This is a genomic window from Pseudomonas sp. B21-048, assembly GCF_024748615.1.
In the GTDB taxonomy this organism is placed as follows: Bacteria; Pseudomonadota; Gammaproteobacteria; order Pseudomonadales; family Pseudomonadaceae; genus Aquipseudomonas.
In genome coordinates this window covers 1,542,805-1,567,808 of the sequence record NZ_CP087168.1, presented here as the reverse complement: position 1 = coordinate 1,567,808, position 25,004 = coordinate 1,542,805, and the positions used below count along the sequence as shown (strand labels likewise).

Sequence of the window (25,004 nt, the reverse complement as noted above, 5' to 3'; positions counted from 1 at the left end):
GAATGACTCCTCGGACGCGCAGCAATCGCTTGGGACGCAGAGCGTCCCTGGCTGCATTCCCACGCAGAGCGTGGGAACGATCAGCTCTCACTTCATCAGGAGTTTCCATGACCCGCAAAATGCCCGAACCGGATCTCAATTACCTGCAAAAAGTCCTGCTGGAAATGCTCGCCATTCCCAGCCCCACCGGGTTCACCGACACCATCGTGCGTTACGTCGCCGAACGCCTCGAAGAGCTGGGCATTCCCTTTGAGATGACCCGTCGCGGTACCCTCCGCGCCACTCTCAAAGGCAAGAAAAAACAGCCCGGACCGCGCGGTCTCCGCCCACCTGGACACCATTGGCGCGGCGGTCCGCGCGATCAAGGATAACGGCCGCCTGACCTTGGCGCCGGTCGGTTGCTGGTCCAGCCGTTTTGCCGAGGGCAGCCGCGTCAGTCTGTTCACCGACAACGGCGTGATCCGTGGCAGCGTGTTGCCGCTGATGGCTTCCGGGCACGCGTTCAACACCGCCGTGGATGAAATGCCGATCAGCTGGGACCACATCGAATTGCGCCTTGACGCCTACTGCGCCACCCGCGCCGATTGCGATTCGCTGGGGATCAGCGTCGGTGATTTCGTCGCCTTCGACCCGTTGCCGGAGTTCACCGAAAGCGGCCACATCAGCGCCCGTCACCTCGATGACAAGGCTGGCGTTGCCGCGCTGCTGGCGGCACTGAAAGCGATTGTCGACAGCGGTGAAGCATTGATGATCGACTGCCATCCGCTGTTCACCATCACCGAAGAAACCGGTAGCGGTGCGGCGGCGGCCCTGCCTTGGGATGTCAGCGAATTCGTCGGCATCGACATCGCGCCGGTCGCGCCCGGCCAGCATTCCAGTGAACACGCGGTGAGTGTGGCAATGCAGGATTCCGGCGGGCCTTATGACTATCACCTGTCACGCCACCTGCTGCGCCTCGCCAGCGACAACGAACTGCCAGTGCGCCGCGACCTGTTCCGTTATTACTTCAGCGATGCTCATTCAGCCGTCACAGCCGGCCACGATATTCGCACCGCCCTGCTGGCCTTCGGTTGCGATGCGACGCACGGCTATGAACGCACCCACATCGACAGCCTCGCCGCCCTCAGCCGCCTGCTTGGCGCCTACATCCTCAGCCCGCCAGTGTTCGACAGCGATGCTCAACCGAGCACGGGATCGCTGGACCGGTTCAGTCATCAGATCGAACACGAGACACAGATGGAAAGCGATACCCGGGTGCCATCGGTGGATAGCCTGGTGGGGCCGCGGTCGGAAAGCTGAGTCGCAAACTTCATCGGCCAAACAGACACACCCTGTACAATTGCGCACAGGAATAATGACTATCACTTCAATCCCTCTTCCGCCGCTCCAGCCAGCCGATTAGCCTCTGCGCATTCTTCTTGTTCAGCGAGACCCGTTATGAACCCCGCGACTCAGGTGCCCCACGGTGCCGCGACAATGACCCGAGGCATGGTGCTGCTCTTCGCCTTCTGCTGCGGCGCTATCGTGGCCAACATTTACTACGCCCAGCCGATCATCGGCCTGATCGCACCGGATATCGGCCTGACCGATACCATGGCCAGCCTGATCGTTTCGCTCACGCAGATCGGGTATGCGCTGGGCCTGTTTTTTTTGGTGCCGCTGGGTGACCTGCTGGAAAACCGCCGCTTGATGATCATTACCACCGTGGTGGCGATTGCCAGTCTGCTGGGCGCGGCATTCACCGATCAGCCAAACGTGTTTCTGCTGATCTCGTTGCTGGTGGGGTTCAGCTCGGTATCGGTGCAGATCCTGATTCCACTGGCCGCCCACCTGGCGCCGGAAGAATCACGCGGCCGCGTGGTCGGCGGCATCATGGGTGGTTTGCTGCTGGGGATTCTGCTGGCTCGACCGGTGTCCAGCGTCATAGCCGACCACTTCGGCTGGCGTGCGATGTTCATCATCGCTGCGGTATTGATGGCGGCAATCAGCATCGTGCTGGCCCTGACCATTCCCAAGCGCCAGCCTGATCACAGCGCTTCTTATGGCCAGTTGTTGGGTTCGCTCTGGACATTGTTGCGTCAGCAGCCGGTGTTGCGTCAGCGCGCGTTTTACCAAGCCTGCATGTTCGCCACCTTCAGCCTGTTCTGGACGGCGGTGCCGCTGGAACTGGCACGCAATCATGGCTTGTCGCAAACCCAGATAGCGATTTTCGCCCTGGTCGGCGCCATCGGCGCGATTGCCGCGCCCATCGCCGGTCGACTGGCCGATGCCGGCCATACCCGCATCGCCTCGCTGCTGGCCCTGCTATTCGCCAGCCTGAGCTTTCTGCCCACCTTCATCCACCCGGTCTACAGCGTGATCGGCCTGGCGGTGACGGGGGTGGTGCTGGATTTCTGCGTGCAGATGAACATGGTCCTCGGCCAGCGCGCGGTCTATGCCCTTGACGCCAAAAGCCGCGGTCGTCTGAACGCGCTGTACATGACCAGCATCTTTATCGGTGGCGCATTCGGTTCATCGTTGGCCAGCGCGGTGTATGAGCATGGCGGCTGGTTGTGGATTGTGATTGTGGGCAGTGCGTTTCCACTGTTGGCGTTGTTGCGGTTTTTGAGTGTTTCGCAGAGGCGTTCGTTGGCAACGGCTTAAGCGCTAAAAGCTTCGCGGGCAAATCGGATCGCCGCACCGCTCGCTCCTACGGGCCTTACATTAATCCCGGAGCGAGCGGTGCGCGACCCGACTTGCCCGCGAAGGCGATTCGACTGATACCACTCAATGTCGAATCAGCTTCTCCATTGCCGCATCCGCGAGAAAGGAGGAGCGGCTTTTGACATTGTGCTCTCGCACATAGCGGTCAATGCGCTGGATCACGTAGCCAGGCAGCGTCACGTTGACCTTCTCGGTCTTGCCCAGATACGGCGAGATGTCGAGTTCCAGCATCCCCCAACCCATGTCGGCAAATTCCGGATTCTCGCGGTGCGCAGCCGCTGAGGTCGGCATAGGAATGGACTCCCCGTCTGCCATGATCTCCTGCAGCATGATGTGGGCAATTTCAACCGCCGCATTGTAAGCATCTTCAAACGTATCCCCGGCCGTTACGGCACCCGGAATATCGGGGATCTGAATACCGATGGCGGTGTTCTCGTCGCCCCACTCGATACAGATTGGGTATTGCATTATGGATCTCCTGCCAAACTGGCTCCCGGGCAATAAAGCCCGGCTCGCCTCCTGATGCTTTTGATCGTCCCGATCGGCAAATCCTTCTTCGGATGAGGGACGGGTATCGTGTAAGGGTTGTAACGGTGAGTGAAGAGGTGATGACTGCCGGTGACCCGGTCCAGTGTCCAGCCCGCCTCTATCAGTTCCTTGATCAATAACCTGCTCTGCACCACCAGCCTCCTTGCTCCGGCCCGACAAAAATAACTCTAGAGTTATATTTACTCAAGCACAAAAATCCGGATCACGACGCTCGGTTGTTTTACAGGGTGTTGATTTTGCCGATTAAGATGCCGCCAATGGATGTCGGCACCTATCTTGACCTGCTCTTTCGCCAAGGCCTGATTCAGTCGAGCAAGGCGTTGACCCACTATCGAGCGATTCTTTAATCGCCTATCACAAACCCCAAAAAGCAAAACGGCGATCCTCAGATCGCCGTTTCCATTCACTGCCCGAATTGTCTGCCCAACCCACCCGGCACGCCATGGATGTCCGTCTCTTCCCACGGCCCGTTGGGGCTGATCGAGCGGCTCCAGCCGTTGTTCCAGCGGTAGTAGGTGCGCTGGCGGTAGAAGGTGTTGGTTTGATCATCGAGGACGTAAACACCGAGTTTCGCGTCCCAATGGCTATTGCCCCCCGGTGGCGGGGCGAAGCTGGCGGAGGTGCGTGGCACTGGCTTCGAGGGTTTGACCGGGGTGCCTGGTTTGCTCGGTTTGATCGTTGGGGCCGGTTTGGTGCTCGGTTGCGAAGGCGGGATCGGCGGCAGCCGTTCAGGCTCGGGCTGCTGGACCGCACAGGCGCTTAGCCCCAAAACCATACTGAGGAGCGTGATACGAGCGATGGCGGTCATGTTGGCGTTTCCTGTTATTTATCCGGGCTGTCGATGGTCAGTTTTTGTGGCGCGGTGGTGCTGGTGGCCAAGGGTTGGCTGCGACCGATCCATTCGCCGGCAGTCGGTTGGCCGGCGCGGGAGATGCGCGCAACCAGTTGGACTTCAGGGAAGTTCGACAGTTTCAATTGCGGCATCATGGCATCGGCATCCCCCAGTTCGACGGTTGCCGGCAAGTCGGCAACGGTCAGACGCTTGGCAGCCAGCGGCGCGGGCGGGCCGGAGAGGGCACGGGCGAAAATGAACACACTGTCGCCCGGCTGGACCTTGGCTTTGAGCTCTGGCGCCAGATCGACTTGCACTTTGAGCAGCGCTGCAGCTTTGGCCGCAGGCGCCCGGGCAACCTTGCCACCGCTGGCTTCGAGTTTCTCGGCGGCCCGAGTAATGCCGCCTTGCAGCGCGACGCGGGATTTATCATCCGGCGGCAGTTGCGTCAGCAGGCGATTCCAATAGTCGATGGCGTCCTGGTAACGCTCGCCTTCAAAGGCCGCGATGCCCAGCAGACCGAGGCTGGTGACTTCCTTTGGATCGGTTTTCAACGCTTCATCGGTCAAAGCCTGGACCTTGTCCGACCACTTTTTACCATCGGCGAAGTATTGCGCCTGAGCCCACTGTCCAAGCAGTTCCGGCTGACGACCGGCCAGGGCCACGGTGCGTTCGAAGATCTTCGCCGCATCGCCCGGACGGTCCTGAGCCATGTAGGTGCGACCGAGGAAGTACAGGCCTTCGGCCGAATCCGGTTGGGCGGCAACCGCACGCTCCAGGCGGCGAGTCATTTCTTCCATCGACTGCGGCGCCTGGGCGAATTCGCGAGTCAGCTCGACTTTGTCGCTGGCGCCGAAATGCAGGTACAGCCCAAGGCCCAACACCGGCACCAGAATCGCCGCCAGCAAGGGCAACGGCTTGCCCAGACGCGACACCCGTGGCGCCTCGACGCCTTCGGTGTCGGCGAGCAGTTCACGGGCGGCTTCGGCGCGGCCAGTGTCCATTTGCTCGGCATTGAGCACGCCCTCTTCCTGCTGAGTCTGCAACTCAGCCACGCGCTCCTGATAAAGCGCGACGTTCAGTGCCGTGCGGTCCTCTTCAAGCTGAGCGCGGCGACCACGCAGAACGGGGATCAGTAGAAAACTCAGGGCAACCAGGAGCAACAGACCTGCAGCGAGCCAGAAATCAATCATGCTTGGTTTTATCCAACAGGTGGTCGAGGCGCTCGCGCTCCTCGGCAGAAAGCCCGTCCGGGCTGTCAGTGCGTTGCACGCGACGACGGCGGACGATCACGGCGATGAGCACAAAGCCGCCCAGCAACAGGCCGGCGGGACCGAACCAGAGCAAAGCGGTTTTAGCGTTCAAGGCGGGTTTATAGCGGACGAAGTCACCGTAGCGGTCGACCATGAAATCGATGATCTGCTGGTTGTCCTTGCCCTCGCCGAGCATGCGGAAAATTTCTTTGCGCAGGTCGGCGGCGATCGGCGCGTTGGAATCGGCGATGTCCTGATTCTGGCACTTGGGGCAACGCAGCTCTTTGGTCAGCTCGCGAAAACGCTCTCGGTCACTTTCTTTGGCGAACTCATAGGTGTCGATGGCCGCGTGGGCCACACCAGCCATGCTCAAGCCCAGAACGACGGCGGCAATCCAGCGCTTCATGGCTTGGCCTCATCGACCAGCGCCTGATACTTGGCCGCCAGTTTTTCACGCCAGACTTGCTCGTCGATCACCCCGACAAATTTGTCGCGGATGATGCCCTTGGCGTCGATGAAGAAGGTTTCCGGTGCGCCGTACACGCCGAGGTTCAGGCCCAGGGTGCCAGCATCGTCACGGATGTCCAGTTGATAGGGATTGTGGAACTCGGCCAGCCATTTCAGGGCATCGGTGTTGACGTCCTTGTAGTTGACGCCGTAGATCACCACGCCTTGCTGAGCCAACTTGTTCAGCACCGGGTGCTCGACCCGGCAGGAAATGCACCAGGTGCCCCAGACATTGACCAATGCCGGTTTACCCAGTAGGTCCGCTTTGGTCAGGGTTTTGTCACCCTGCACCGAGGGCAGCGAAAACTCCGGGAACGGTTTGTTGATCATTGCCGAAGGCAGTTCGGCCGGGTCCAGGTACAGACCTCGATACAGAAAAACAGCGACCACCAGAAAAATCGCCAGTGGCAACAGCATCAACCAACGTCTCATGCGGTGGCTCCCGTCATGCCGAGCGCTTCACGCACGCGGCTTTTCACCTTGACCCGATAACGACGATCCAGCGCCGCCAGCAACCCGCCGAGCCCCGTGAGCAACCCACCGAACCAGATCCAGCGCACGAACGGTTTGACGTGCACGCGGACCGCCCAGGCGCCCTCGCCCAGCGGCTCACCCAATGCGACGTAAAGGTCACGGGTAAAACCGGCGTCGATCCCGGCTTCGGTCATCACCGAGTTTTGCACGGTGTAGAGGCGTTTTTCCGGGTACAGCACGCTGATTTCCTTGCCATTGCGGATCACCCGGATGGTGCCCTTGTCGGAAGTGAAGTTCGGCCCTTCGTAGTGCTTGGCGCCTTCGAACACAAATTGATAACCGGCCAGGCTCATGGACTCACCCGGCGCTAGGCGCAGATCGCGCTCGGCACTGTTCTGGCTGGACAACACGACACCCAGCGCGCACACGGCAATGCCCAAATGCGCGATTTGCATGCCCCAATAGCTGCGGGTCAAGGTTGGCAGACCTTTGATCAGGCCTTTGTGACGGGTCTTGTCGAAGATATCCCGCACACCGGCCAGCAATACCCAGGCAGCGAGCATGAACGTCGCCAGCACCGCCCAGTTGAAATCGCCGTAAGCGACGCCGGCCACCACGGCCAGCGCGGCGCTACCGAGCAGGACCGGGGTTAACATGCCCATCAGCCATTTGACCGGGGTGTCTTTCCAGCGCACCAGCATGCCGACCGCCATCACTGCCAACAGTATCGCCATCAACGGAATGAACAGCGCGTTGAAGTACGGCGGGCCGACCGACAGCTTGGCGCCGGTCATCGCATCGAGAATCAGCGGGTACAAGGTGCCGAGCAGGATCATCGAAGCGGCCACCACCAGCACCAGGTTATTGCCCAGCAGCAGGGTTTCCCGGGACCAGAGGTTGAAGCCGACGTGGCTCTTGACCACCGGCGCGCGCAGGGCGAACAGCGTCAGCGAACCACCGACCACGAACAGCAGGAATATCAGGATGAACACGCCGCGCTCAGGGTCGGACGCAAAGGCGTGAACCGAGGTCAACACGCCGGAACGCACGAGGAAGGTGCCAAGCAAACTCAACGAGAACGCGGCGATGGCCAGCAACACCGTCCAGCTCTTGAACACGCCACGTTTTTCCGTGACCGCCAACGAGTGAATCAGCGCCGTGCCCACCAGCCAAGGCATGAAGGATGCGTTTTCCACCGGATCCCAGAACCACCAGCCGCCCCAGCCGAGTTCGTAATAAGCCCACCAGGAACCCAACGTAATACCGATACCAAGGAAGGCCCAGGCGACGATCGTCCACGGACGGGACCAGCGCGCCCATGCCGCATCGAGACGACCGCCCAGCAGTGCGGCGATGGCGAAGGCAAACGCCACGGAGAAACCGACGTAACCCATGTACAGCATCGGCGGGTGAACGATCAGGCCAATGTCTTGCAGCAGTGGATTAAGGTCCCGACCATCCGCTGGCATCTGCGGCAGGATGCGCGAAAACGGGTTGGACGTGACGATCAGGAACAGCAGAAAACCGCTGCTGATCATGCCCATCACCGCCAGCACCCGAGCCAGCATCACTTGCGGCAATTGCCGGGAGAACACCGACACCGCGAAGGTCCAGCCGCCGAGGATCAGTGCCCACAGCAGCAACGAACCTTCGTGAGCGCCCCATACGGCGCTGAATTTGTAGTACCACGGCAAGGCGCTGTTGGAGTTGCTGGCCACGTAAGCGACGGAAAAGTCGTCCGCCATGAACGCATAAGTCAGACAACCGAAAGCGAACAGCAGAAACGCGAACTGCCCCCATGCGGCCGGCTGGGCCAGGCTCATCCACAAACGGTCGCCGCGCCATGCACCGAGCAATGGCACCACGGCCTGCACCAGCGCGAAACACAGCGCGAGGATCATCGCCAGGTGGCCGAGTTCAGGAATAAACAGCCCTGAACTATAAAGTGCAGATGTCATCAGTTAGCCCTCTTTCGCGGGAGTGGGTGCCGACTGGCCGCTGTCTTTCAAGGCCTTGGTCACTTCCGGCGGCATGTACTTTTCATCGTGCTTGGCCAGCACTTCGTCGGCCACCACCACGCCGTCGGCGTTGAGCTTGCCGAGCGCGACGATGCCCTGCCCTTCGCGGAACAGGTCCGGCAGGATGCCGCGATAGCTGATGGTCACGGATTTGTTGAAGTCGGTGACGATGAATTTCACGTCCAGGGAATCGCCGGAACGTTGCAGCGAACCTTTCTCGACCATGCCGCCCGCCCGAATGCGCGTGTCTTGCGGCGCTTCACCGTTGGCGATCTGGGTCGGGGTATAGAACAGATTGATGTTCTGCTTCAAGGCGCTCAAGGCCAGGCCAACGGCAGCGCCGACACCGACCAGGATCGCAAAAATGATGACAAGACGCTTTTTACGCAGCGGATTCACTGGACGTTCTCCCGACGCAGACGACGCGCCTCTTGTTGCAGATACCGCTTGCGGGCCAGGATCGGCGCCGCCACGTTGAGGGCCAGCACCGCCAGGCTAATGCCATAGGCTGACCAGACATACAGGCCGTGATGGCCCATGGCGAGAAAGTCGCCGAATGAAGCGAAACTCATCGCGCGGCCTCCAGACTGTTCTGCACTTCGGTTTTCACCCAGCTCGCCCGAGCTTCGCGCTTGAGCACTTCAAGGCGCATGCGCAGCAACAGCACCGCGCCGAAGAAACAGTAAAAACCCAGCGCCGTCAGCAGCAATGGCAGCCACATTTCGACTGGCATCGCCGGTTTTTCAGTGAGAGTGAACGTCGCGCCCTGGTGCAGGGTGTTCCACCACTCCACCGAGTATTTGATGATCGGGATGTTGATCACGCCGACGATCGCCAGCACCGCGCAGGCCTTGGCCGCACTGTCACGATTGCTGATGGCGTTGCCCAGCGCAATAAGACCGAAGTACAGAAACAGCAGAATCAACATGGACGTAAGTCGCGCATCCCAGACCCACCACGAACCCCAGGTCGGCTTGCCCCAGATTGCCCCGGTGACCAGCGCCACGGCGGTCATCCAGGCACCGATCGGCGCGGCGCATTGCAGGGCGACGTCGGCCAGCTTCATCTTCCAGACCAGCCCGACGATGCCGCACACGGCCAGCATCACGTAGATGGACTGCGCCAGCATGGCGGCCGGGACGTGGATATAGATGATCCGAAAGCTGTTACCTTGCTGGTAGTCCGGCGGCGCGAAGGCCAGCCCCCAGATCACGCCGATGCTGATCAGCAGCAACGCCGCGGCGCTCAGCCACGGCAGCAGTTTGCCGCTGATGCCGTAGAACCATTTGGGCGAGCCGAGCTTGTGAAACCACGTCCAGTTCATACTGTTTCCATCACGGTTGCTGTGCATTGTCACGCACAGCCAGGGTCTTTACTGATCAAAATTTGATCAGACCTCATTATTCGCCGACGCTGATCTTCAGGCCAGCGGCTATTGCAAAAGGTGTCAGGGTTATCGCCAGGGCGGTCAGGCTACCAAGCCACAAGAGATAACCGGTCGCCGGCATGCCCTGCAATGCCGCCTGCAAGGCGCCACTGCCGAGAATCAACACCGGGATGTACAGCGGCAGAATCAACAACGCCAGCAACAGGCCGCCGCGCTTCAATCCGACCGTCAATGCCGCGCCTACCGCACCGAGCAGACTCAGCACCGGTGTACCCAGCAATAAAGAAAGCAGCAACACCGGCAGACAGGCGGCCGGCAAACCGAGCATCAACGCCAGCAAGGGTGCGAGTAAAACCAGCGCCAGGCCGGAAAAGGCCCAGTGTGCCAGCACCTTGGCCAGCACCAGAAGAGGCAGGGGGTGCGACGAAAGGACCCACTGCTCAAGCGACCCGTCTTCGAAATCACTGCGGAAAAGCCCGTCCAGCGAGAGCAAAACCGATAAAAGTGCTGCCACCCAGACCAGCCCTGGGGACAAGGTTTGCAACAATTGAGTCTCGGGGCCGACCGCCAACGGGAACAAAGAGACGACGATGGCGAAGAACACCAGCGGATTCGCCAATTCGGCAGGACGGCGGAACAGCAAACGTGCCTCGCGGGCGACCAACAGGCCGAAAACACTCATACGGCCCAGTTCCCCAAATCAATGTCGCGGTAGCCGGCCGGCATCCGGGTCAGGGTGTGGTGCGTGGTCAGGACCACCATGCCGCCCCGCTCGCAATGCGCCGCCAGGTGTTCTTCGAGTTGCGCCACGCCTTGTTTGTCCAGCGCGGTGAACGGCTCATCGAGGATCCACAGCGGCGGACTGTCCAGGTACAACCGCGCCAAGGCCACGCGCCGTTGCTGGCCGGCAGACAGGGTGTGACAGGGAACATCCTCGAAACCGCGCAGCCCCACAGCCGCCAGCGCCTGCCAGATCGCCTCATGGGAGGCCGGTTGATGCAGGGCGCAGAGCCAACTGAGGTTTTCCTCGGGGGTCAGCAGGTCCTTGATGCCGGCGGCGTGGCCGATCCACAACAGGTTGCGCGCCAGTTCGCTGCGTTGCTCGTTCAGTGGCTGGCCGTTGAGCAATACTTGACCGGCGGTCGGGTGCATCAAACCGCAAAGCAAACGTAAAAGACTGGTCTTGCCACTGCCGTTGGGGCCGCTGATCTGCAACATTTCGCCACTGGCCAGTCTCAATTCGAGATTTTCGAAGAGCAGCCGAAGGTCTCGCTCGCAGGCAAGGGCAACGGTTTGCAGGACAGGACTGGTCAAGAGATCACGGGCCTTTTGCGGTTCAAGTCGGCAGTGGAGTGGCCGCTAAAGAGATGCAGGATAGATGCATTGGCGGCCTGTTTTAGAGAGCTGCGTCAAAACAATTGCAATGTTTTCATCGCTCCCCGAAAGACGGGCGGCATTATACATGCCATGCCCGACTCTAAAGAGCGCAATTTCCACAGGTTGTGACCGTATATGACAGGCGAAATGAACATCCTTGCGCTCCCGCCGACCACGCCTGCGACTTCACGCCCGCTAGTGATCAGCGGTGAGTTGCTCAAGTTGCTGACGCCGATGGAAGGCCTGATCACCGCCGGTCAAACCGCCAAGGCCGAAGTGCTGTCGCTCAAGCAGTCGGATCAGACCTTTCAATTGCTGCTCAAAGTTACCCTCGACAGCGGCCGCCAGACCACGGTCCAGGTGACCAGCACCCAGCCGTTACCTCAAGGCACCCGCCTGGCGATCACCCAGCCATCGGCGGGCAATTTGGCGGTCACGGTGCAACAGGCCATCGCCTCCAGCGTCGCGACCCTCACCCGCATCGACACGGCGCAACTGCCGATCGGGACGTTGCTGCAAGGCAAAGTGCTGACCGCTCAGGCAATGCCGCAGGTGCCGGGTCAGCCCACGGTGTTTCGCTCGATGGTGAGCCTGCTCAACACCGCGCTGAGCGGCAGCACGCTGAGCATCGACAGCCCGACGCCACTGCGCATCGGCACCTTGTTGAGTGCCTTGGTCCAAGACACCCAGACCCTGAAATTCGTCCCGTTAAGCAGCCGCCAGGAACAGTTGGCGGTGACGCAACAATTGCTCAGCCAGCAAAGTCGCCAGGGTTCTCTGGATGGCTTGCTAAAAGTCCTGCAAAACCTGCCGCCGTCGGAGCAGACCTCCAGCGACCTGCGCGCCGCCGTGGATAAATTGCTCGCCGGCCTGCCAGATGTTCAGCAACTGAGCACGCCCAAAGGTCTGGCCCAGGCGTTGGCCAACAGCGGCTTGTTCCTTGAAGCGAAACTGCTGACCGGACAAAACCCGACGCTGACGCCTGACCTGAAGGGCGACCTGCTCAAGCTGATCGCACAATTGACGCCGAGCCTGCCGACCAACACCAATCTCAATGCGATTATCGCCGCCAATACACTGGCGCAAGCGCTGCCGAGCTTCGTGCGCAGCGCCCTCGGTATGCTCGGCCAGGTCAGCGCCAAACCATTGCCGACCCGTTTTCCGCTCCCCGAGCGACTCCTGCAAAGTCAGGACGGCGAAGGCGATCTGGAGCATTTGCTGCGCCTGGCAGCGGCGGCCGTTTCACGCCTGCAAAGCCATCAACTGTCGAGCCTGGAACAGACCGGCGTCACCGACGATGGTCGCCTGCTCAACACCTGGCAACTGGAAATCCCCCTGCGCAACCTGCAGGACATCGTGCCGTTGCAGGTCAAATTCCAGCGCGAAGAAGCGCCCGAAAAAGAACAACCTCACGAGCGCCGCGATGAACGCGAACCCAAGCAACAGTTGTGGCGGGTCGAACTGGCGTTCGACATGGAGCCGTTAGGGCCATTACAGATTCAGGCTCAGCTGATCAAAGGCAGCCTCTCCAGTCAGCTGTGGGCCGAACGGCCGTACACCGCGAGCCTGATCGAAAGCAATCTGGCCGCGCTGCGCGAACGCCTGCTGGCATCAGGCCTGACCGTCGGCGATCTGGATTGCCACCTCGGCACACCGCCACAAGGCCCTCAAACCCGCCTCGAACAACGCTGGGTCGACGAAACCGCATGAACGAATCCACCGCACCACGCCAGGCCATCGCCCTCAAATACGACGGCAGCCATGCCCCGACCCTCACCGCCAAGGGCGACGAAGAACTGGCTGAAGAAATTCTGAGGATTGCCCGCGATTATGAAGTGCCGATCTACGAAAACGCCGAACTGGTGAAACTGCTGGCGCGGATGGAATTGGGGGAGAGTATTCCAGAGGAGTTGTATCGCACGATTGCAGAGATCATTGCGTTTGCGTGGAATTTGAAGGGTAAATTTCCTGAGGGGCATGATCCAGAAGCGGTGATGGTAGAGAAGGATATTACCGAGCGCGGGGATGACTACTGATCGTTCCCATGCTCTGCGTGGGAATGCGGCCCGTGACGCTCTGCGTCACACAACAGCGGAACGCAGAGCGTCCCAAGAGGCGTTCCCACGCAGAGCGTGGGAACGATCTCCAATGTAGGCGCTGTCGAATGCAACGAGGCTGCGATCTTTTAATCTTCTCAGTTCTTGTGCATCTCTGCCGGCATCACGTTATCAGACCTGAACATGCGCAAAAGCTTGAGACTGCGACCGACAATCAAACCATTGATAAGGCCAGCCCCCAGTGCCGACCATCCCACCATTGACACTTCATTGGCCAGTTCTGGATACATGGCCGCCCGGTAACCACAGTAATAACGCCAGGCAAAGAAGCACCAATACACCATCAGCACCTTGATCGTGCCACCCAGCAACAGACCTTCAGGCTCGCGCTCCACATTGTTGTAAGAATAAAAGCGCAATGCCACTAACCATCCCGACAGTAACCCTAGCGCATAAGCCGAGAGCGGGATCGCGACACCTTGGGAGAGTTTCAGCGAAGCCAAGGATATGGCAACGAATATCGCCGGTGTGATCTGTAAAGACCTTTTCGATACACGATTCTTAAAGCAGGAAATGACGCCGTAACAAGTCAGGATACAAAAGACCGCATATACCCATAGCGGTGTACTACGCAAAATATCGAGCATAGGCCTCCTTGGCACTGCATATATCTGAAACGAGCGTCGTTGATCAGCGGCGATGGAATGCTGATTGCGATGATCAAGCTACCGATGGCGGGTTGCGATCGCAAGCCGGCTGAATCCGGTAAAGCTGTAGGCAGGAGACTATGACAGCGTAATCCCGGTCTGAGGACGGGCGAAGCCATTCTGAGATTGCCCGCGATTATGATGTGCCGAGCCGAGCTGGTGAAGCTGCTGGCGAGCGCGGGGATGACTACTGATCGTTCCCATGCTCTGCGTGGGAATGCGGCCCGTGACGCTCTGCGTCACACAACAGCGGAACGCAGAGCGTCCCAAGAGGCGTTCCCACGCAGAGCGTGGGAACGATCTCCATTATTGGGATGGTGTTCGCCCTGAGCTGTCGAGTGCAACGAGGCTGCGATCTTTTGACCTTCTCAGTTCCTGTGCAACTTACTCATCAACTCCGCCTCAGCTTGGGTCAACCCGCAAGACTGAGTCAGTTCATCGACGCTCGCCCCCATCCCCACCAGGCGCGCAGCCTGAGCGAATGAAAGACTCGACGGATCACGTTGCTCCAACTGAGCCAGTTTGTCCGGCAACGGCCCGACGACGGCGCGCAGTTCGTGCAGGTCTTCACCCATGCGCACGTTGCCGTTCTGGTAGTCGTCGACGCGTTTGGCCAGCTCCTTGATGCGCTGATCGCGCAGCGCATCGCCCTCGGCCTGTTGCGCGGCGATCTGCCGCTGAGCGCGGACATGCGCCAGGAACATCGCCAGCGTGCCTGCCCAGAAGAGGAACAGGACAATGACAGCCACCTCAAGAATCAATCAGATACTCTCCAGTTCCGACCATTCTTCTTCGCTCATCATCTTGTCCAGCTCGACCAGGATCAGCAGTTCGTTGTTCTTGTTGCACACGCCTTGAATGAACTTGGCGGACTCTTCGTTACCGACGTTCGGCGCGGTCTCGATTTCCGACTGACGCAGGTAAACCACTTCAGCCACGCTGTCGACCATGATCCCGACCACTTGCTTGTCGGCTTCAATGATGACGATGCGGGTGTTGTCGCTGATCTCGGCATTCATCAGGCCGAAGCGCTGACGGGTGTCGATCACGGTGACCACGTTACCGCGCAGGTTGATGATGCCCAGCACGTAGCTCGGAGCACCCGGGACCGGGGCGATTTCGGTGTAACGCAGGACTTCCTGAACGCGCATCACGTTGATGCCGTAGGTTTCATTGTCCAGTTTGAAGGTTACCCATTGCAGGATCGGATCTTCAGAACCTTTTGCATTCGTCGCTTGATTACTCATACCCTGACCCCTCGAAAAACCGCCTTGGCGGTGTGCGTTCGGTGCGACGGCAGTCACTGCCCTCGCCTGTTTTTATGTTGGTTTGTGTGGCGGCTTGCTGCTGCTCATGTGCCTGGCCCCACCGCTGGCAATCAGCTCGGCCAGAGCGGAAATGTCGAGCAAGGCACACATGTGCTCAATCACCGTGCCCGCCAGCCATGGCCGTTGACCCCGGTGGCTGCGCCATTTGATTTCATTCGGGTCCAGGCGCAACGAGCGACTGACCTGGTGTACCGCCAGCCCCCACTCGTAGCCCTGAACCGAAATAACGTATTGCAGGCCCTGGCGGAAATCATCGCGATAGCGATCCGGCATGACCCAGCGCGCGGTATCCAGTACTTTCAGGTTGCCGGCCTGACTTGGCAGGATCCCGAGGAACCATTCCGGCTGACCGAACAACGGCGTCAACTCGTGACCGGCCAGGGAATAAATCGAGCCCAGGCACACCAGCGGCACCGCCAGGGTCAACCCGGCGACGTCGAACAACAGGCACTCGAACGGCTCGGCGGCCCATGCCGGACGACCGTCGGTTTCCACCGGTGGCGGCGTGTCGCTTGGCGGTAGATGCACTTCGACGATCGGCGGCACCAAGGCTTGCAGCAGTGGTGCGATGGTCGACACGGGCGCCAGAATCGGTGCTTGCGCTTCGATCACCGCCACCGGCGCTTTCACCACTGGTGCAACGATGGGGGCAGCGGTCACTGCCGGTTTCTGCGCATCGCGGGCCTGTTCTTCAAGCACGGCGGCCTGGAACTCATCCAGCGCAACTTCAACCTCGACAACCTCGGGCAGCGCCTCGACTTCTGGCGGCAACTCTTCAGTCGCGTCCTGCAGCAAGGCGTCCAGATAGGATTGGAGGGCCAGTTGCGGACGCGAGGTGATCTGCACCGGCCGATTCATGAGCGCTCCCCTGTAGGAATTGGCTTCATCTCAAGCCACCTGCGGAACAAGTTGCGCCGCCAGCAAATGCTTGAGCAGTGCACGGTAAGCGAGAACACCACGGCTCTTGCCATCGAATTGCGAAGGCGTCAGCCCTGCCCGGCTCGCGTCACGCAAGCGGGTGTCGATCGGGATGTAGCCTTGCCAGATTTCTTCCGGGTACTTGTCGCGCAGCACGCGAAGGGTGCCGAGGGAAGCCTGGGTGCGGCGGTCGAACAGGGTCGGCACAATGCTGAACGGCAGCGCCTGTTTGCGCGAGCGGTTGATCATCGCCAGGGTGTTGACCATGCGTTCCAGGCCTTTGACGGCCAAGTGCTCGGTCTGCACCGGAATGACCAACTGCTGGCTGGCCGCCAAGGCATTGACCATCAGCACACCGAGCAACGGCGGGCTGTCGATCACCGCGTAATCGAAGTCCTGCCACAACTGCGCCAGGCTCTTGGCGATCACCAGGCCCAAACCACTCTGACCCGGCGACTGACGCTCAAGGGTTGCCAGCGCGGTGCTCGATGGCAACAGGGAAATGCGTTCGTCACTGGTGGGCATCAGCAACTGACCGGGCAAGCCTTGCGGCACGCTGCCCTTGTGCAGAAACAGGTCGTAGCTGCTGTGTTCCAGGCTGTCGGGGTCGTAACCGAAATAGCTGGTCATGGAGCCGTGGGGGTCGAGATCGACCACAACCACGCGCTTGCCCGCCTCGGCCAGCAAACCGGCTAAAGCGATGGAGGAAGTGGTTTTACCGACACCACCCTTTTGATTGGCGACTGCCCAGACTCTCATTCGGATTGTTCCTCCCGGTCGAAAAGGTCGACCGAGAAATAGCTCAACGTATTAATGCGGGTGACGGAGAATTGACGGCGCTCTCTCGTCCCGGCGACTTGACCGGGGACGGTGCAGTTTGTGTGCCAGCCCGCTTCAACGCGGCATCCGGTTGCGCATGAGCTGTTCCGGTACCAGTGAGGCTGCGGCGTACATCGAGATTGCGAGAAACCACCAGCACCACCCGACGGTTACGCGCCCGGCCTTCGGCGGTGGCATTGTTGGCCACCGGCTGGAATTCACCATAACCCACCGACGCCAGACGACCGGGGTTCACGCCCTGCATCGCCAGCATGCGCACGATGCTCGCCGAACGGGCCGAAGACAGCTCCCAGTTGGTCGGGTATTGCGCGGTGCGAATCGGCTGATCGTCGGTAAAGCCTTCGACGTGGATCGGGTTGTCGAACGGGCTCAGGATCGCGGCAATCTTGTCGATGATGTTGAACGCGATGTCGCTGGGCATGGCATCGCCACTGCCGAACAACAGGCTGGAATTGAGTTCGATTTCGACCCACAACTCATTGCCGCGCACGGTCATCTGGTTGGAGCTGATCAGGTCGCCGAACGCCGCGCTGATGTCGTCGGCGATGCTTTTGAGCGGATCTTTGGCGGCCTGGGCGATGCCGGCGTCGATCTGTTCGCTGTCCTTGACCAGCGGCTTGGCCGGGGTCACGGTCTTCGGTCGCTCTTCGCCGATAGGAATCGGCTTGAGGGCGCGATCGGAATCGGTAAACACCCCGATCAATGCCTCGGAAATGATCTTGTACTTGCCTTCGTTAATCGAAGAAATCGAGTACATCACCACGAAAAAAGCGAACAGCAACGTAATGAAGTCGGCGTAGGAAACGAGCCAGCGTTCATGGTTCACATGTTCTTCGGGTTGCCGGCGACGAGCCATAAGGTTATTCCCTTAATCCATGAAGCCCTGAAGCTTCAACTCAATGGAGCGAGGGTTTTCACCTTCGGCAATCGACAGAATCCCTTCCAGCAACATTTCGCGATAACGCGACTGCCGCAACGCGATGGACTTGAGCTTGGCGGCAATCGGCAGCAGCATCAGGTTGGCACTGGCCACGCCATAAATGGTGGCGACAAAAGCGACGGCAATGCCGCTGCCCAGCTGCGACGGATCGCCCAGGTTACCCATGACATGGATCAGGCCCATCACCGCACCAATGATGCCGATGGTTGGCGCGTAGCCGCCCATGCTTTCAAAGACTTTGGCAGCTTCGATGTCGCGGCTTTCCTGGGTGTAGAAATCCACTTCCAGAATGCTGCGAATCGCTTCCGGCTCAGCGCCGTCTACCAGCAGTTGCAGGCCTTTTCGCGAGTAGCTGTCGGGTTCAGCGTCGGCCACCCCTTCCAGACCCAGCAAACCTTCCTTGCGGGCGGTCAGACTCCAGTTCACGACGCGATCGATGCCGCCAGCCAGGTCCACGCGAGGTGGAAACAGGATCCAGGCGAGAATCTGCATGGCGCGCTTGAAAGCGCTCATCGGCGATTGCAGCAGCGCCGCACCGATGGTCCCACCGAGAACGATCAATGCCGCCGGACCGTTGGCCAGCGCGCCGAGGTGCCCGCCTTCAAGGTAGTTGCCGCCAATGATGGCGACGAACGCCATGATGATCCCGATCAGGCTGAGTACATCCATCAGAGGCACGCCTCGACCAGGTGTCGACCAATATCGTCCAGGCTGTATACCGCGTCTGCGAGTTCGGCTTTGACGATTGCCATGGGCATGCCGTAGATCACGCAGCTGGCTTCATCCTGAGCCCAGATCGCACTGCCGCCCTGCTTGAGCAGACGCGCGCCTTCGCGACCGTCGGCGCCCATGCCGGTCAGTACCACCGCCAGAACTTTGTCGCCGTAGGATTTGGCCGCGGAACCGAAGGTGATGTCCACGCACGGTTTGTAGTTCAGACGCTCATCGCCCGGCAGGATTTTCACCGCGCCACGGCCGTCGATCATCATTTGCTTGCCACCTGGTGCCAACAGCGCCAGGCCCGGACGCAAGATGTCGCCATCCTCGGCTTCCTTGACGCTGATGCGGCACAGTTTGTCCAGACGCTCGGCGAAAGCCTTGGTGAAGGCAGCCGGCATGTGCTGGATTAACACGATCGGCGCCGGGAAATTGGCCGGCAACTGCGTCAACACCCGTTGCAGAGCAACCGGACCACCCGTGGAGGTACCGATGGCGACCAGTTTGTAGGCTTTGCGTTTGGGCGCTGGAGACGACGGCGTCGCTGCATGGCTGCGAGCCGGAATCGGTGCCGGTGCCGGTGCCGCACGCGCAGGCGCGTTGCTGCCGTAGCTGCTGACGCTCGTAGGCGCAGGCGTCGGGGCTGGGGCAGCCACCGGGGCCGGGGCGCTGTAAGTGCTGGCGCGACGGTTACTGCGCGAGATGCTGAGAATCTTCTCGCACAGCAGTTGCTTGACCTTCTCCGGGTTACGCGAGATGTCTTCGAAATTCTTCGGCAGGAAGTCCACCGCACCGGCGTCCAGCGCATCGAGGGTGACCCGCGCGCCTTCGTGAGTCAGCGAGGAGAACATCAACACCGGGGTCGGGCAGCGCTGCATGATGTGCCGCACTGCCGTGATGCCATCCATCATCGGCATCTCGTAGTCCATGGTGATCACGTCTGGCTTGAGGGCCAGCGCCTGATCGATCGCCTCTTTGCCGTTGGTCGCCGTACCGACGACCTGGATATTCGAATCCGCTGAAAGAATTTCTGAGACGCGGCGGCGGAAAAACCCCGAATCGTCCACCACCAGGACTTTGACTGCCATAAACACTCCATTAGACGGAGCGAGGCTCAGTCGCCCCGCTCCCGCAGAATCAAATACGCCGTGCGGCGTAACGCGTGAGCATGCTCGGCACATCGAGAATCAGTGCAATGCGGCCGTCACCGGTGATGGTGGCGCCGGACATGCCCGGGGTTCCCTGGAGCATTTTGCCCAATGGCTTGATGACCACTTCTTCCTGGCCCACCAGTTGATCGACGACGAAGCCGATCCGCTGAGTGCCCACCGAAAGGATCACCACATGGCCTTCGCGCTGCTCTTCATGAGCGGCGGAGCTGACCAGCCAGCGTTTGAGGTAGAACAGAGGCAGCGCCTTGTCCCGCACGATCACCACTTCCTGGCCGTCTACCACGTTGGTGCGCGACAGGTCGAGGTGGAAGATCTCGTTGACGTTCACCAGCGGGAACGCGAACGCCTGGTTGCCGAGCATGACCATCAGCGTTGGCATGATCGCCAGGGTCAACGGGACCTTGATGACGATCTTCGAGCCCTTGCCCTTGGTCGAGTAGATATTGATAGTGCCGTTGAGCTGGGCGATCTTGGTTTTCACCACGTCCATGCCCACGCCGCGCCCGGAGACGTCGGAAATTTCGGTCTTGGTCGAGAAGCCCGGCGCGAAGATCAGGTTGAAGCAATCCGACTCGCTGAGACGGTCCGCCGCATCCTTGTCCATCAGGCCTTTCTTCACGGCGATGCCGCGCAGAACATCGGCGTCCATGCCTTTGCCATCATCGGAGATGGACAGCAGGATGTGGTCGCCTTCCTGTTCAGCGGACAGGATCACCTTGCCGCTGCGAGGCTTGCCCATCGCTTCGCGATCAGCCGGCTCTTCGATACCGTGGTCGACTGAGTTGCGCACCAAGTGGACCAGCGGGTCGGCCAGGGCCTCGACGAGGTTCTTGTCGAGGTCGGTTTCTTCGCCGACCAGTTCCAGGTTGATCTCTTTCTTGAGCTGGCGAGCCAGGTCGCGAACCAAGCGCGGGAAGCGCCCGAAGACTTTCTTGATCGGCTGCATCCGGGTCTTCATGACCGCGGTCTGCAGGTCGGCCGTGACCACGTCGAGGTTCGACACGGCCTTGGACATGGCTTCGTCGCCGCTGTTGAGGCCCAGACGGACCAGGCGGTTACGCACCAGTACCAACTCGCCGACCATGTTCATGATTTCGTCGAGGCGCGCGGTATCGACCCGCACGGTGGTCTCGGCTTCGCTGGCCGGTTTTTCCGGTGGTGGCGCAGCCGGGGCACGAGCAGGCGCCGGGGCGGCGGTGGCAGCAGGCTTGGGCGCTTCGGCTTTTGGCTCAGGCGCTTTGGCGACAGGCGCCGGTGCCGGTGCCGGTGCAACAGGCTTGGCGACGGGTGCCACTACCGCAGAAGCAGCGGAACCCACTTCAGTGAATTTGCCCTTGCCATGCAATTCGTCGAGCAGCGATTCGAACTCATGATCGGAGATCAGATCGCCGCCAGCCGCTTTAGCGGTTGGCCCAGCCGGGGCCGGGGCCGACGCAATCGCCGACTCCAGTGCATCGACCGCAAAGTTGCCTTTGCCATGCAGCGTGTCGAGCAGTGCTTCGAATTCGTCGTCGGTAATGTCGGAGCTGTCGCCTGCCGCTTTCGGAGCAGCCGGTGCGGTAGGTGCTGCGACCACGGCATCGGCAGCGAACTGGCCTTTGCCGTGCAATTGATCGAGCAACGACTCGAACTCGGCATCGGTGATTTCGTCACTGGCCGCCGTATCGCTGGTCGGTGCCGGAACAGCGGCGGGCGCCTCGGCCTGGGCCTTGACGGCATTCAGCGAGTCCAGCAGTTGTTCGAATTCGTTATCGGTGACGTCACCTGATTCGCTTTCAGCGGCAGGCTCTTGCACCACTTCAGCGACGGGTGCCGCTTCATCGGCGGTTTGCGGCTCGGCCAGACGAGCCAGAGCAGCCAGTAATTCAGGCGTGGCAGCCGTGATCGGGCTGCGTTCGCGGACTTCGCTGAACATGCTGTTCACCGCGTCCAGTGCTTCGAGAACCACGTCCATCAGTTCCGAGTCAACGCGACGCTCACCCTTGCGCAGGATGTCGAACACGTTCTCGGCGATGTGACAGCACTCCACCAGCTCGTTGAGCTGGAGGAAGCCGGCGCCCCCTTTTACAGTGTGAAAACCGCGAAAAATTGCATTGAGCAAATCCGCATCATCCGGTCGGCTTTCAAGCTCGACCAGCTGTTCGGACAGTTGCTCTAGAATCTCGCCGGCCTCAACCAGGAAATCCTGAAGGATCTCTTCATCGGCGCCGAAGCTCATTAAGGGGGTGCTCCTACAGGTCTAAAAACCTAAAAAACCTAGAACTCTAAAAACCTAGGCTGGATAGCAAATCGTCCACATCGTCCTGACCGGACACAACGTCTTCTCTTTTATCGGCATGAATCTGCGGACCTTCACCCTGAGAGAGATGTTTTTGTGGATCTTTTTCAGCCAGCATCGCTTCATGGTCATGTTCGATACCCGCAAAGCGGTCGACATGGCTGGCCATGAGCACGAGCTTGAGCAGATTGCTTTCAACTTCGGTGACCAATTGGGTCACGCGCTTGATCACCTGACCGGTGAGGTCCTGGTAATCCTGAGCCAGCAGAATGTCGTTGAGGTTGCTCGACACGATGCGGTTGTCTTCACTGCTGCGGGTCAGGAAACCATCGACCCGCCTGGCCAGTTCACGGAACTCTTCAGCCCCGACTTCGCGACGCATGAACCGTCCCCAATCCGTGCTCAGCGCCTGAGCTTCATCGCTCAGGCTGTTGATCAGCGGCGTGGCGTTTTCCACCAGGTCCATGGTGCGGTTGGCCGCGGCCTCGGTCAGCTTGACCACATAACCCAGGCGCTCAGTGGCATCCGTGATCTGAGACACTTCCTCGGCTTGCGGCATGTGCGGGTCAATCTGAAAATTGACGATCGCGCTATGCAGCTCGCGAGTGAGCTTGCCCACTTCCTGGTACAGGCCGCGGTCACGGGTCTGGTTGAGCTCATGGATCAGTTGCACAGCGTCGCCGAACCTGCCTTTTTCAAGGCTCTCGACCAGTTCGACCGCGTGTTTTTTCAGGGTCGACTCAAAATCGCCCTGTGAAGATTCGTTTTGCTCCATAGCTCCCCCGTGGCGCAGTACATCAACCGATGCGTTCGAAAATCTTCTCGATTTTTTCTTTCAACGCCTGGGCTGTGAAGGGTTTGACCACATAGCCGTTAACACCGGCCTGGGCCGCCTCGATAATTTGCTCGCGCTTGGCTTCAGCGGTCACCATCAGCACCGGCAGGTGCTTGAGCTTTTCATCGGCGCGCACGTGACGCAGCAGATCGATACCGGTCATGCCAGGCATGTTCCAGTCCGTTACCAGAAAGTCGATGCTGCCGCTGTTGAGAACCGGAATGGCAGTGATGCCATCGTCAGCCTCGACCGTGTTGGTGAACCCAAGGTCACGCAACAGGTTTTTTATGATCCGCCGCATCGTTGAGAAGTCATCCACGATGAGGATTTTCATGTTCTTGTCCAATTCGACCTCCAAGCAGTCTTAAACGCGCCCAGCACCTGGACGCGCCATTTCAATCAATCCGGCAAAGCACTCAATGACTGTCTGGAGCACAACAGATCGAGACCGGCGCGGTTCAACACCACACCCGCTCCATTCGCAGTGTCCCCACACTGCCTTCAGCGCGCTCGCCACTCCCCCAAACGCCCCCGCAAACGGGCCGCGCACTGGCTGTGTAACTGGCTGACCCGCGATTCGCTGACCCCCAGGACCTCACCGATTTCCTTGAGATTCAACTCTTCGTCGTAGTACAGCGCCAACACCAGTCGCTCACGCTCCGGCAAATTGGCAATCGCGTCCGCCAGCGCCGCCTGGAAGCGTTCATCTTCCAGATCGCGTGACGGCTCGATATGAGCACTGGCGCCATCCTCATGCAGCCCTTCATGTTCGCCGTCCTGCAACAGATCGTCGAAACTGAATAACCGGCTGCCCAGGGTGTCGTTCAAAATCCCGTAATAATCGTCGAGACTCAATTGGAGTTCGGCCGCAACCTCGTGATCTTTAGCGTCACGGCCGGTTTTAGCTTCAATCGAGCGAATCGCGTCGCTGACCATGCGGGTATTGCGGTGAACCGAACGTGGCGCCCAGTCCCCCTTGCGCACTTCATCGAGCATCGCGCCGCGGATTCGAATGCCCGCGTACGTTTCGAAACTCGCGCCTTTGCTGGCGTCATATTTGGTGGATACTTCAAGCAGGCCGATCATCCCGGCCTGGATCAGATCTTCGACCTGGACGCTGGCGGGCAAACGCGCCAGCAAGTGGTAGGCAATGCGTTTGACCAGTGGCGCGTAACGCTCGATCAGCTCGTACTGCGCGTCACGCGCCGAACTCTTGTAGAGGTTGTAACCGCTGGCTGTCATAGCACGGGTCCTGCCGTTTGTTGCACGAGGCGCTCGACGAAAAATTCCAGATGCCCACGCGGGTTGGCCGGCAGCGGCCAGGTATCGACTTTCTGCGCAATGGCCTTGAACGCCAGGGCGCACTTGGAACGTGGAAAGGCTTCGTAAACGGCCCGCTGCTTCTGCACGGCCTTGCGCACGCTTTCGTCGTAAGGCACCGCGCCAACATATTGCAAGGCGACGTCGAGGAAGCGATCCGTGACCTTGGTCAACTTGGCGAACAGGTTGCGGCCTTCCTGCGGGCTCTGCGCCATGTTGGCCAGGACGCGGAAACGATTCATGCCGTAGTCGCGGTTAAGCAGTTTGATCAGTGCGTAGGCGTCAGTGATCGAGGTCGGTTCGTCGCACACCACCAGCAAGACTTCTTGCGCTGCGCGAACGAAACTGACCACTGAGTCACCAATACCCGCGGCGGTGTCGATCACCAATACGTCGAGATTGTCGCCGATGTCGCTGAAGGCCTGGATCAGGCCGGCATGCTGCGCCGGGCTCAAATGAACCATGCTCTGGGTGCCGGACGCGGCGGGGACGATGCGGATACCGCCAGGCCCTTGCAACAGCACGTCGCGCAGCTCACAGCGGCCTTCGATCACGTCGGCCAGTGTGCGTTTAGGTGTCAGCCCTAGCAGGACGTCGACATTCGCCAGCCCCAGATCGGCATCCAGCAGCATGACGCGCCGGCCGAGCTCAGCGAGAGCCAGGGACAAGTTCACTGACACGTTAGTCTTCCCGACGCCACCTTTGCCGCCGGTCACCGCGATCACCTGTACGGGATGCATGCTGCCCATGTTCTTTCTTTACCTTGTCTTACTTAGACGGAGGCCACATTAC

Annotated in this window: 28 protein-coding genes and 1 pseudogene; 4 read left to right on the top strand and 25 right to left on the bottom strand. The window is 60.1% G+C overall.

Annotated features, from left to right (window positions below):
* Positions 1-107 precede the first annotated feature (107 nt).
* Both LOY56_RS07185 and LOY56_RS07180 read left to right on the top strand, forming a co-directional pair.
* Positions 108-1,299, top strand: a pseudogene (locus tag LOY56_RS07185) (osmoprotectant NAGGN system M42 family peptidase).
* Between the two features lie 138 nt (positions 1,300-1,437).
* Positions 1,438-2,643 carry an MFS transporter gene (locus tag LOY56_RS07180; protein WP_258620745.1) on the top strand — a complete coding sequence of 402 codons (1,206 nt, stop codon included), beginning with the start codon at positions 1,438-1,440 and terminating at the stop codon, positions 2,641-2,643.
* 123 nt (positions 2,644-2,766) lie between these two features.
* On the opposite strand, the gene LOY56_RS07175 is transcribed toward LOY56_RS07180, so the two are convergent.
* The 12 genes from LOY56_RS07175 to ccmA all read right to left on the bottom strand — a co-directional run bounded on the left by LOY56_RS07175 (position 2,767) and on the right by ccmA (position 11,037).
* Positions 2,767-3,171, bottom strand: coding sequence for a type II toxin-antitoxin system HicB family antitoxin (locus LOY56_RS07175; RefSeq protein ID WP_258620744.1), 405 nt, complete (start codon positions 3,169-3,171; stop codon positions 2,767-2,769).
* Entirely contained in the window at positions 3,171-3,383 is a 213-nt protein-coding gene (locus LOY56_RS07170; RefSeq protein ID WP_258620743.1) for a type II toxin-antitoxin system HicA family toxin, read from the bottom strand. Before LOY56_RS07170 ends, LOY56_RS07175 begins: the two co-directional genes overlap by 1 nt.
* Before the next feature lie 272 nt (positions 3,384-3,655).
* Positions 3,656-4,060, bottom strand: coding sequence for a hypothetical protein (locus LOY56_RS07165; protein ID WP_258620742.1), 405 nt, complete (start codon positions 4,058-4,060; stop codon positions 3,656-3,658).
* Positions 4,061-4,074: 14 nt separating this feature from the next.
* On the bottom strand, positions 4,075-5,277 hold the full coding sequence (gene ccmI / locus LOY56_RS07160; protein WP_258620741.1) for a c-type cytochrome biogenesis protein CcmI: 1,203 nt from the start codon (positions 5,275-5,277) through the stop codon (positions 4,075-4,077).
* Positions 5,270-5,743, bottom strand: coding sequence for a cytochrome c-type biogenesis protein (locus LOY56_RS07155; RefSeq protein WP_258620740.1), 474 nt, complete (start codon positions 5,741-5,743; stop codon positions 5,270-5,272). The genes ccmI and LOY56_RS07155 overlap by 8 nt, the downstream gene beginning before the upstream one ends.
* Complete coding sequence (locus LOY56_RS07150) at positions 5,740-6,276, bottom strand: DsbE family thiol:disulfide interchange protein (protein ID WP_258620739.1); 537 nt, start codon at positions 6,274-6,276, stop codon at positions 5,740-5,742. Before LOY56_RS07150 ends, LOY56_RS07155 begins: the two co-directional genes overlap by 4 nt.
* Positions 6,273-8,276 (bottom strand): heme lyase CcmF/NrfE family subunit, encoded by a 2,004-nt coding sequence (locus LOY56_RS07145; RefSeq protein ID WP_258620738.1) that lies wholly within the window; start codon positions 8,274-8,276, stop codon positions 6,273-6,275. Before LOY56_RS07145 ends, LOY56_RS07150 begins: the two co-directional genes overlap by 4 nt.
* Positions 8,277-8,279: 3 nt before the next feature.
* Positions 8,280-8,735, bottom strand: a complete 456-nt coding sequence (gene ccmE, locus LOY56_RS07140) for a cytochrome c maturation protein CcmE (protein WP_258620737.1) — start codon at positions 8,733-8,735, stop codon at positions 8,280-8,282.
* Positions 8,732-8,908 carry a heme exporter protein CcmD gene (ccmD, locus tag LOY56_RS07135; protein ID WP_258620736.1) on the bottom strand — a complete coding sequence of 59 codons (177 nt, stop codon included), beginning with the start codon at positions 8,906-8,908 and terminating at the stop codon, positions 8,732-8,734. Before ccmD ends, ccmE begins: the two co-directional genes overlap by 4 nt.
* Positions 8,905-9,660 carry a heme ABC transporter permease gene (locus LOY56_RS07130; RefSeq protein ID WP_258620735.1) on the bottom strand — a complete coding sequence of 252 codons (756 nt, stop codon included), beginning with the start codon at positions 9,658-9,660 and terminating at the stop codon, positions 8,905-8,907. Before LOY56_RS07130 ends, ccmD begins: the two co-directional genes overlap by 4 nt.
* 76 nt (positions 9,661-9,736) lie before the next feature.
* On the bottom strand, positions 9,737-10,405 hold the full coding sequence (ccmB, locus tag LOY56_RS07125; RefSeq protein WP_105339828.1) for a heme exporter protein CcmB: 669 nt from the start codon (positions 10,403-10,405) through the stop codon (positions 9,737-9,739).
* Positions 10,402-11,037 carry a cytochrome c biogenesis heme-transporting ATPase CcmA gene (ccmA, locus tag LOY56_RS07120; protein ID WP_205887229.1) on the bottom strand — a complete coding sequence of 212 codons (636 nt, stop codon included), beginning with the start codon at positions 11,035-11,037 and terminating at the stop codon, positions 10,402-10,404. Before ccmA ends, ccmB begins: the two co-directional genes overlap by 4 nt.
* A gap of 198 nt (positions 11,038-11,235) precedes the next feature.
* Here ccmA and LOY56_RS07115 point away from each other — a divergent pair, with 198 nt between their 5' ends.
* Together LOY56_RS07115 and LOY56_RS07110 are read left to right on the top strand one after the other, a co-directional pair.
* Positions 11,236-12,810, top strand: a complete 1,575-nt coding sequence (locus tag LOY56_RS07115) for a flagellar hook-length control protein FliK (RefSeq protein ID WP_258620734.1) — start codon at positions 11,236-11,238, stop codon at positions 12,808-12,810.
* On the top strand, positions 12,807-13,136 hold the full coding sequence (locus tag LOY56_RS07110) for an EscU/YscU/HrcU family type III secretion system export apparatus switch protein (protein ID WP_258620733.1): 330 nt from the start codon (positions 12,807-12,809) through the stop codon (positions 13,134-13,136). The genes LOY56_RS07115 and LOY56_RS07110 overlap by 4 nt, the downstream gene beginning before the upstream one ends.
* A gap of 158 nt (positions 13,137-13,294) precedes the next feature.
* Here the strand turns inward: LOY56_RS07110 and LOY56_RS07105 are convergent, their stop codons facing one another.
* The 13 genes from LOY56_RS07105 to fleN form a co-directional block, all read right to left on the bottom strand.
* The gene (locus LOY56_RS07105) at positions 13,295-13,804 is read right to left on the bottom strand and encodes a hypothetical protein (protein WP_258620731.1); all 510 of its coding nucleotides are present in this window, start codon (positions 13,802-13,804) and stop codon (positions 13,295-13,297) included.
* A gap of 428 nt (positions 13,805-14,232) precedes the next feature.
* Positions 14,233-14,625 carry a DUF2802 domain-containing protein gene (locus LOY56_RS07100; RefSeq protein ID WP_258620729.1) on the bottom strand — a complete coding sequence of 131 codons (393 nt, stop codon included), beginning with the start codon at positions 14,623-14,625 and terminating at the stop codon, positions 14,233-14,235.
* A complete protein-coding gene (locus LOY56_RS07095) occupies positions 14,626-15,111 on the bottom strand; it encodes a chemotaxis protein CheW (protein ID WP_007894224.1) in 486 nt (161 codons plus the stop codon). It abuts the gene before it with no gap.
* A 72-nt stretch (positions 15,112-15,183) separates the two neighbouring features.
* A complete protein-coding gene (locus LOY56_RS07090) occupies positions 15,184-16,050 on the bottom strand; it encodes a CheW domain-containing protein (RefSeq protein ID WP_258620726.1) in 867 nt (288 codons plus the stop codon).
* A 30-nt stretch (positions 16,051-16,080) separates the two neighbouring features.
* Positions 16,081-16,869, bottom strand: coding sequence for a ParA family protein (locus tag LOY56_RS07085; RefSeq protein WP_030130563.1), 789 nt, complete (start codon positions 16,867-16,869; stop codon positions 16,081-16,083).
* A 43-nt stretch (positions 16,870-16,912) separates the two neighbouring features.
* Positions 16,913-17,806, bottom strand: coding sequence for a flagellar motor protein MotD (gene motD / locus LOY56_RS07080; protein WP_258620724.1), 894 nt, complete (start codon positions 17,804-17,806; stop codon positions 16,913-16,915).
* A gap of 12 nt (positions 17,807-17,818) precedes the next feature.
* Positions 17,819-18,559 (bottom strand): flagellar motor protein, encoded by a 741-nt coding sequence (locus tag LOY56_RS07075; protein ID WP_030130561.1) that lies wholly within the window; start codon positions 18,557-18,559, stop codon positions 17,819-17,821.
* On the bottom strand, positions 18,559-19,695 hold the full coding sequence (locus LOY56_RS07070; protein ID WP_258620723.1) for a chemotaxis response regulator protein-glutamate methylesterase: 1,137 nt from the start codon (positions 19,693-19,695) through the stop codon (positions 18,559-18,561). The genes LOY56_RS07075 and LOY56_RS07070 overlap by 1 nt, the downstream gene beginning before the upstream one ends.
* 49 nt (positions 19,696-19,744) lie before the next feature.
* Positions 19,745-21,997, bottom strand: a complete 2,253-nt coding sequence (locus LOY56_RS07065; protein WP_258620722.1) for a chemotaxis protein CheA — start codon at positions 21,995-21,997, stop codon at positions 19,745-19,747.
* 46 nt (positions 21,998-22,043) lie between these two features.
* Entirely contained in the window at positions 22,044-22,832 is a 789-nt protein-coding gene (locus tag LOY56_RS07060; RefSeq protein ID WP_258620721.1) for a protein phosphatase CheZ, read from the bottom strand.
* A 22-nt stretch (positions 22,833-22,854) separates the two neighbouring features.
* A complete protein-coding gene (locus LOY56_RS07055; protein ID WP_008006721.1) occupies positions 22,855-23,226 on the bottom strand; it encodes a chemotaxis response regulator CheY in 372 nt (123 codons plus the stop codon).
* Between the two features lie 167 nt (positions 23,227-23,393).
* Positions 23,394-24,134, bottom strand: a complete 741-nt coding sequence (fliA, locus tag LOY56_RS07050) for an RNA polymerase sigma factor FliA (protein ID WP_258620720.1) — start codon at positions 24,132-24,134, stop codon at positions 23,394-23,396.
* Positions 24,131-24,961, bottom strand: coding sequence for a flagellar synthesis regulator FleN (gene fleN / locus LOY56_RS07045; RefSeq protein ID WP_003222917.1), 831 nt, complete (start codon positions 24,959-24,961; stop codon positions 24,131-24,133). The genes fliA and fleN overlap by 4 nt, the downstream gene beginning before the upstream one ends.
* Between the last annotated feature and the right edge of the window lie 43 nt (positions 24,962-25,004).

What these genes read in the sequence shown, in the direction of transcription:
- LOY56_RS07180 (WP_258620745.1), top strand. Translation starts at nt 1,438, where the DNA reads ATGAACCCCGCGACTCAGGTGCCCCACGGTGCCGCGACAATGACCCGA.
- LOY56_RS07175 (WP_258620744.1), bottom strand. Translation starts at nt 3,171, where the DNA reads ATGCAATACCCAATCTGTATCGAGTGGGGCGACGAGAACACCGCCATC.
- LOY56_RS07165 (WP_258620742.1), bottom strand. Translation starts at nt 4,060, where the DNA reads ATGACCGCCATCGCTCGTATCACGCTCCTCAGTATGGTTTTGGGGCTA.
- ccmI (WP_258620741.1), bottom strand. Translation starts at nt 5,277, where the DNA reads ATGATTGATTTCTGGCTCGCTGCAGGTCTGTTGCTCCTGGTTGCCCTG.
- LOY56_RS07155 (WP_258620740.1), bottom strand. Translation starts at nt 5,743, where the DNA reads ATGAAGCGCTGGATTGCCGCCGTCGTTCTGGGCTTGAGCATGGCTGGT.
- LOY56_RS07150 (WP_258620739.1), bottom strand. Translation starts at nt 6,276, where the DNA reads ATGAGACGTTGGTTGATGCTGTTGCCACTGGCGATTTTTCTGGTGGTC.
- LOY56_RS07145 (WP_258620738.1), bottom strand. Translation starts at nt 8,276, where the DNA reads ATGACATCTGCACTTTATAGTTCAGGGCTGTTTATTCCTGAACTCGGC.
- ccmD (WP_258620736.1), bottom strand. Translation starts at nt 8,908, where the DNA reads ATGAGTTTCGCTTCATTCGGCGACTTTCTCGCCATGGGCCATCACGGC.
- LOY56_RS07130 (WP_258620735.1), bottom strand. Translation starts at nt 9,660, where the DNA reads ATGAACTGGACGTGGTTTCACAAGCTCGGCTCGCCCAAATGGTTCTAC.
- ccmB (WP_105339828.1), bottom strand. Translation starts at nt 10,405, where the DNA reads ATGAGTGTTTTCGGCCTGTTGGTCGCCCGCGAGGCACGTTTGCTGTTC.
- LOY56_RS07115 (WP_258620734.1), top strand. Translation starts at nt 11,236, where the DNA reads ATGACAGGCGAAATGAACATCCTTGCGCTCCCGCCGACCACGCCTGCG.
- LOY56_RS07110 (WP_258620733.1), top strand. Translation starts at nt 12,807, where the DNA reads ATGAACGAATCCACCGCACCACGCCAGGCCATCGCCCTCAAATACGAC.
- LOY56_RS07105 (WP_258620731.1), bottom strand. Translation starts at nt 13,804, where the DNA reads ATGCTCGATATTTTGCGTAGTACACCGCTATGGGTATATGCGGTCTTT.
- LOY56_RS07095 (WP_007894224.1), bottom strand. Translation starts at nt 15,111, where the DNA reads ATGAGTAATCAAGCGACGAATGCAAAAGGTTCTGAAGATCCGATCCTG.
- LOY56_RS07090 (WP_258620726.1), bottom strand. Translation starts at nt 16,050, where the DNA reads ATGAATCGGCCGGTGCAGATCACCTCGCGTCCGCAACTGGCCCTCCAA.
- LOY56_RS07085 (WP_030130563.1), bottom strand. Translation starts at nt 16,869, where the DNA reads ATGAGAGTCTGGGCAGTCGCCAATCAAAAGGGTGGTGTCGGTAAAACC.
- motD (WP_258620724.1), bottom strand. Translation starts at nt 17,806, where the DNA reads ATGGCTCGTCGCCGGCAACCCGAAGAACATGTGAACCATGAACGCTGG.
- LOY56_RS07075 (WP_030130561.1), bottom strand. Translation starts at nt 18,559, where the DNA reads ATGGATGTACTCAGCCTGATCGGGATCATCATGGCGTTCGTCGCCATC.
- LOY56_RS07070 (WP_258620723.1), bottom strand. Translation starts at nt 19,695, where the DNA reads ATGGCAGTCAAAGTCCTGGTGGTGGACGATTCGGGGTTTTTCCGCCGC.
- LOY56_RS07065 (WP_258620722.1), bottom strand. Translation starts at nt 21,997, where the DNA reads ATGAGCTTCGGCGCCGATGAAGAGATCCTTCAGGATTTCCTGGTTGAG.
- LOY56_RS07060 (WP_258620721.1), bottom strand. Translation starts at nt 22,832, where the DNA reads ATGGAGCAAAACGAATCTTCACAGGGCGATTTTGAGTCGACCCTGAAA.
- LOY56_RS07055 (WP_008006721.1), bottom strand. Translation starts at nt 23,226, where the DNA reads ATGAAAATCCTCATCGTGGATGACTTCTCAACGATGCGGCGGATCATA.
- fliA (WP_258620720.1), bottom strand. Translation starts at nt 24,134, where the DNA reads ATGACAGCCAGCGGTTACAACCTCTACAAGAGTTCGGCGCGTGACGCG.
- fleN (WP_003222917.1), bottom strand. Translation starts at nt 24,961, where the DNA reads ATGGGCAGCATGCATCCCGTACAGGTGATCGCGGTGACCGGCGGCAAA.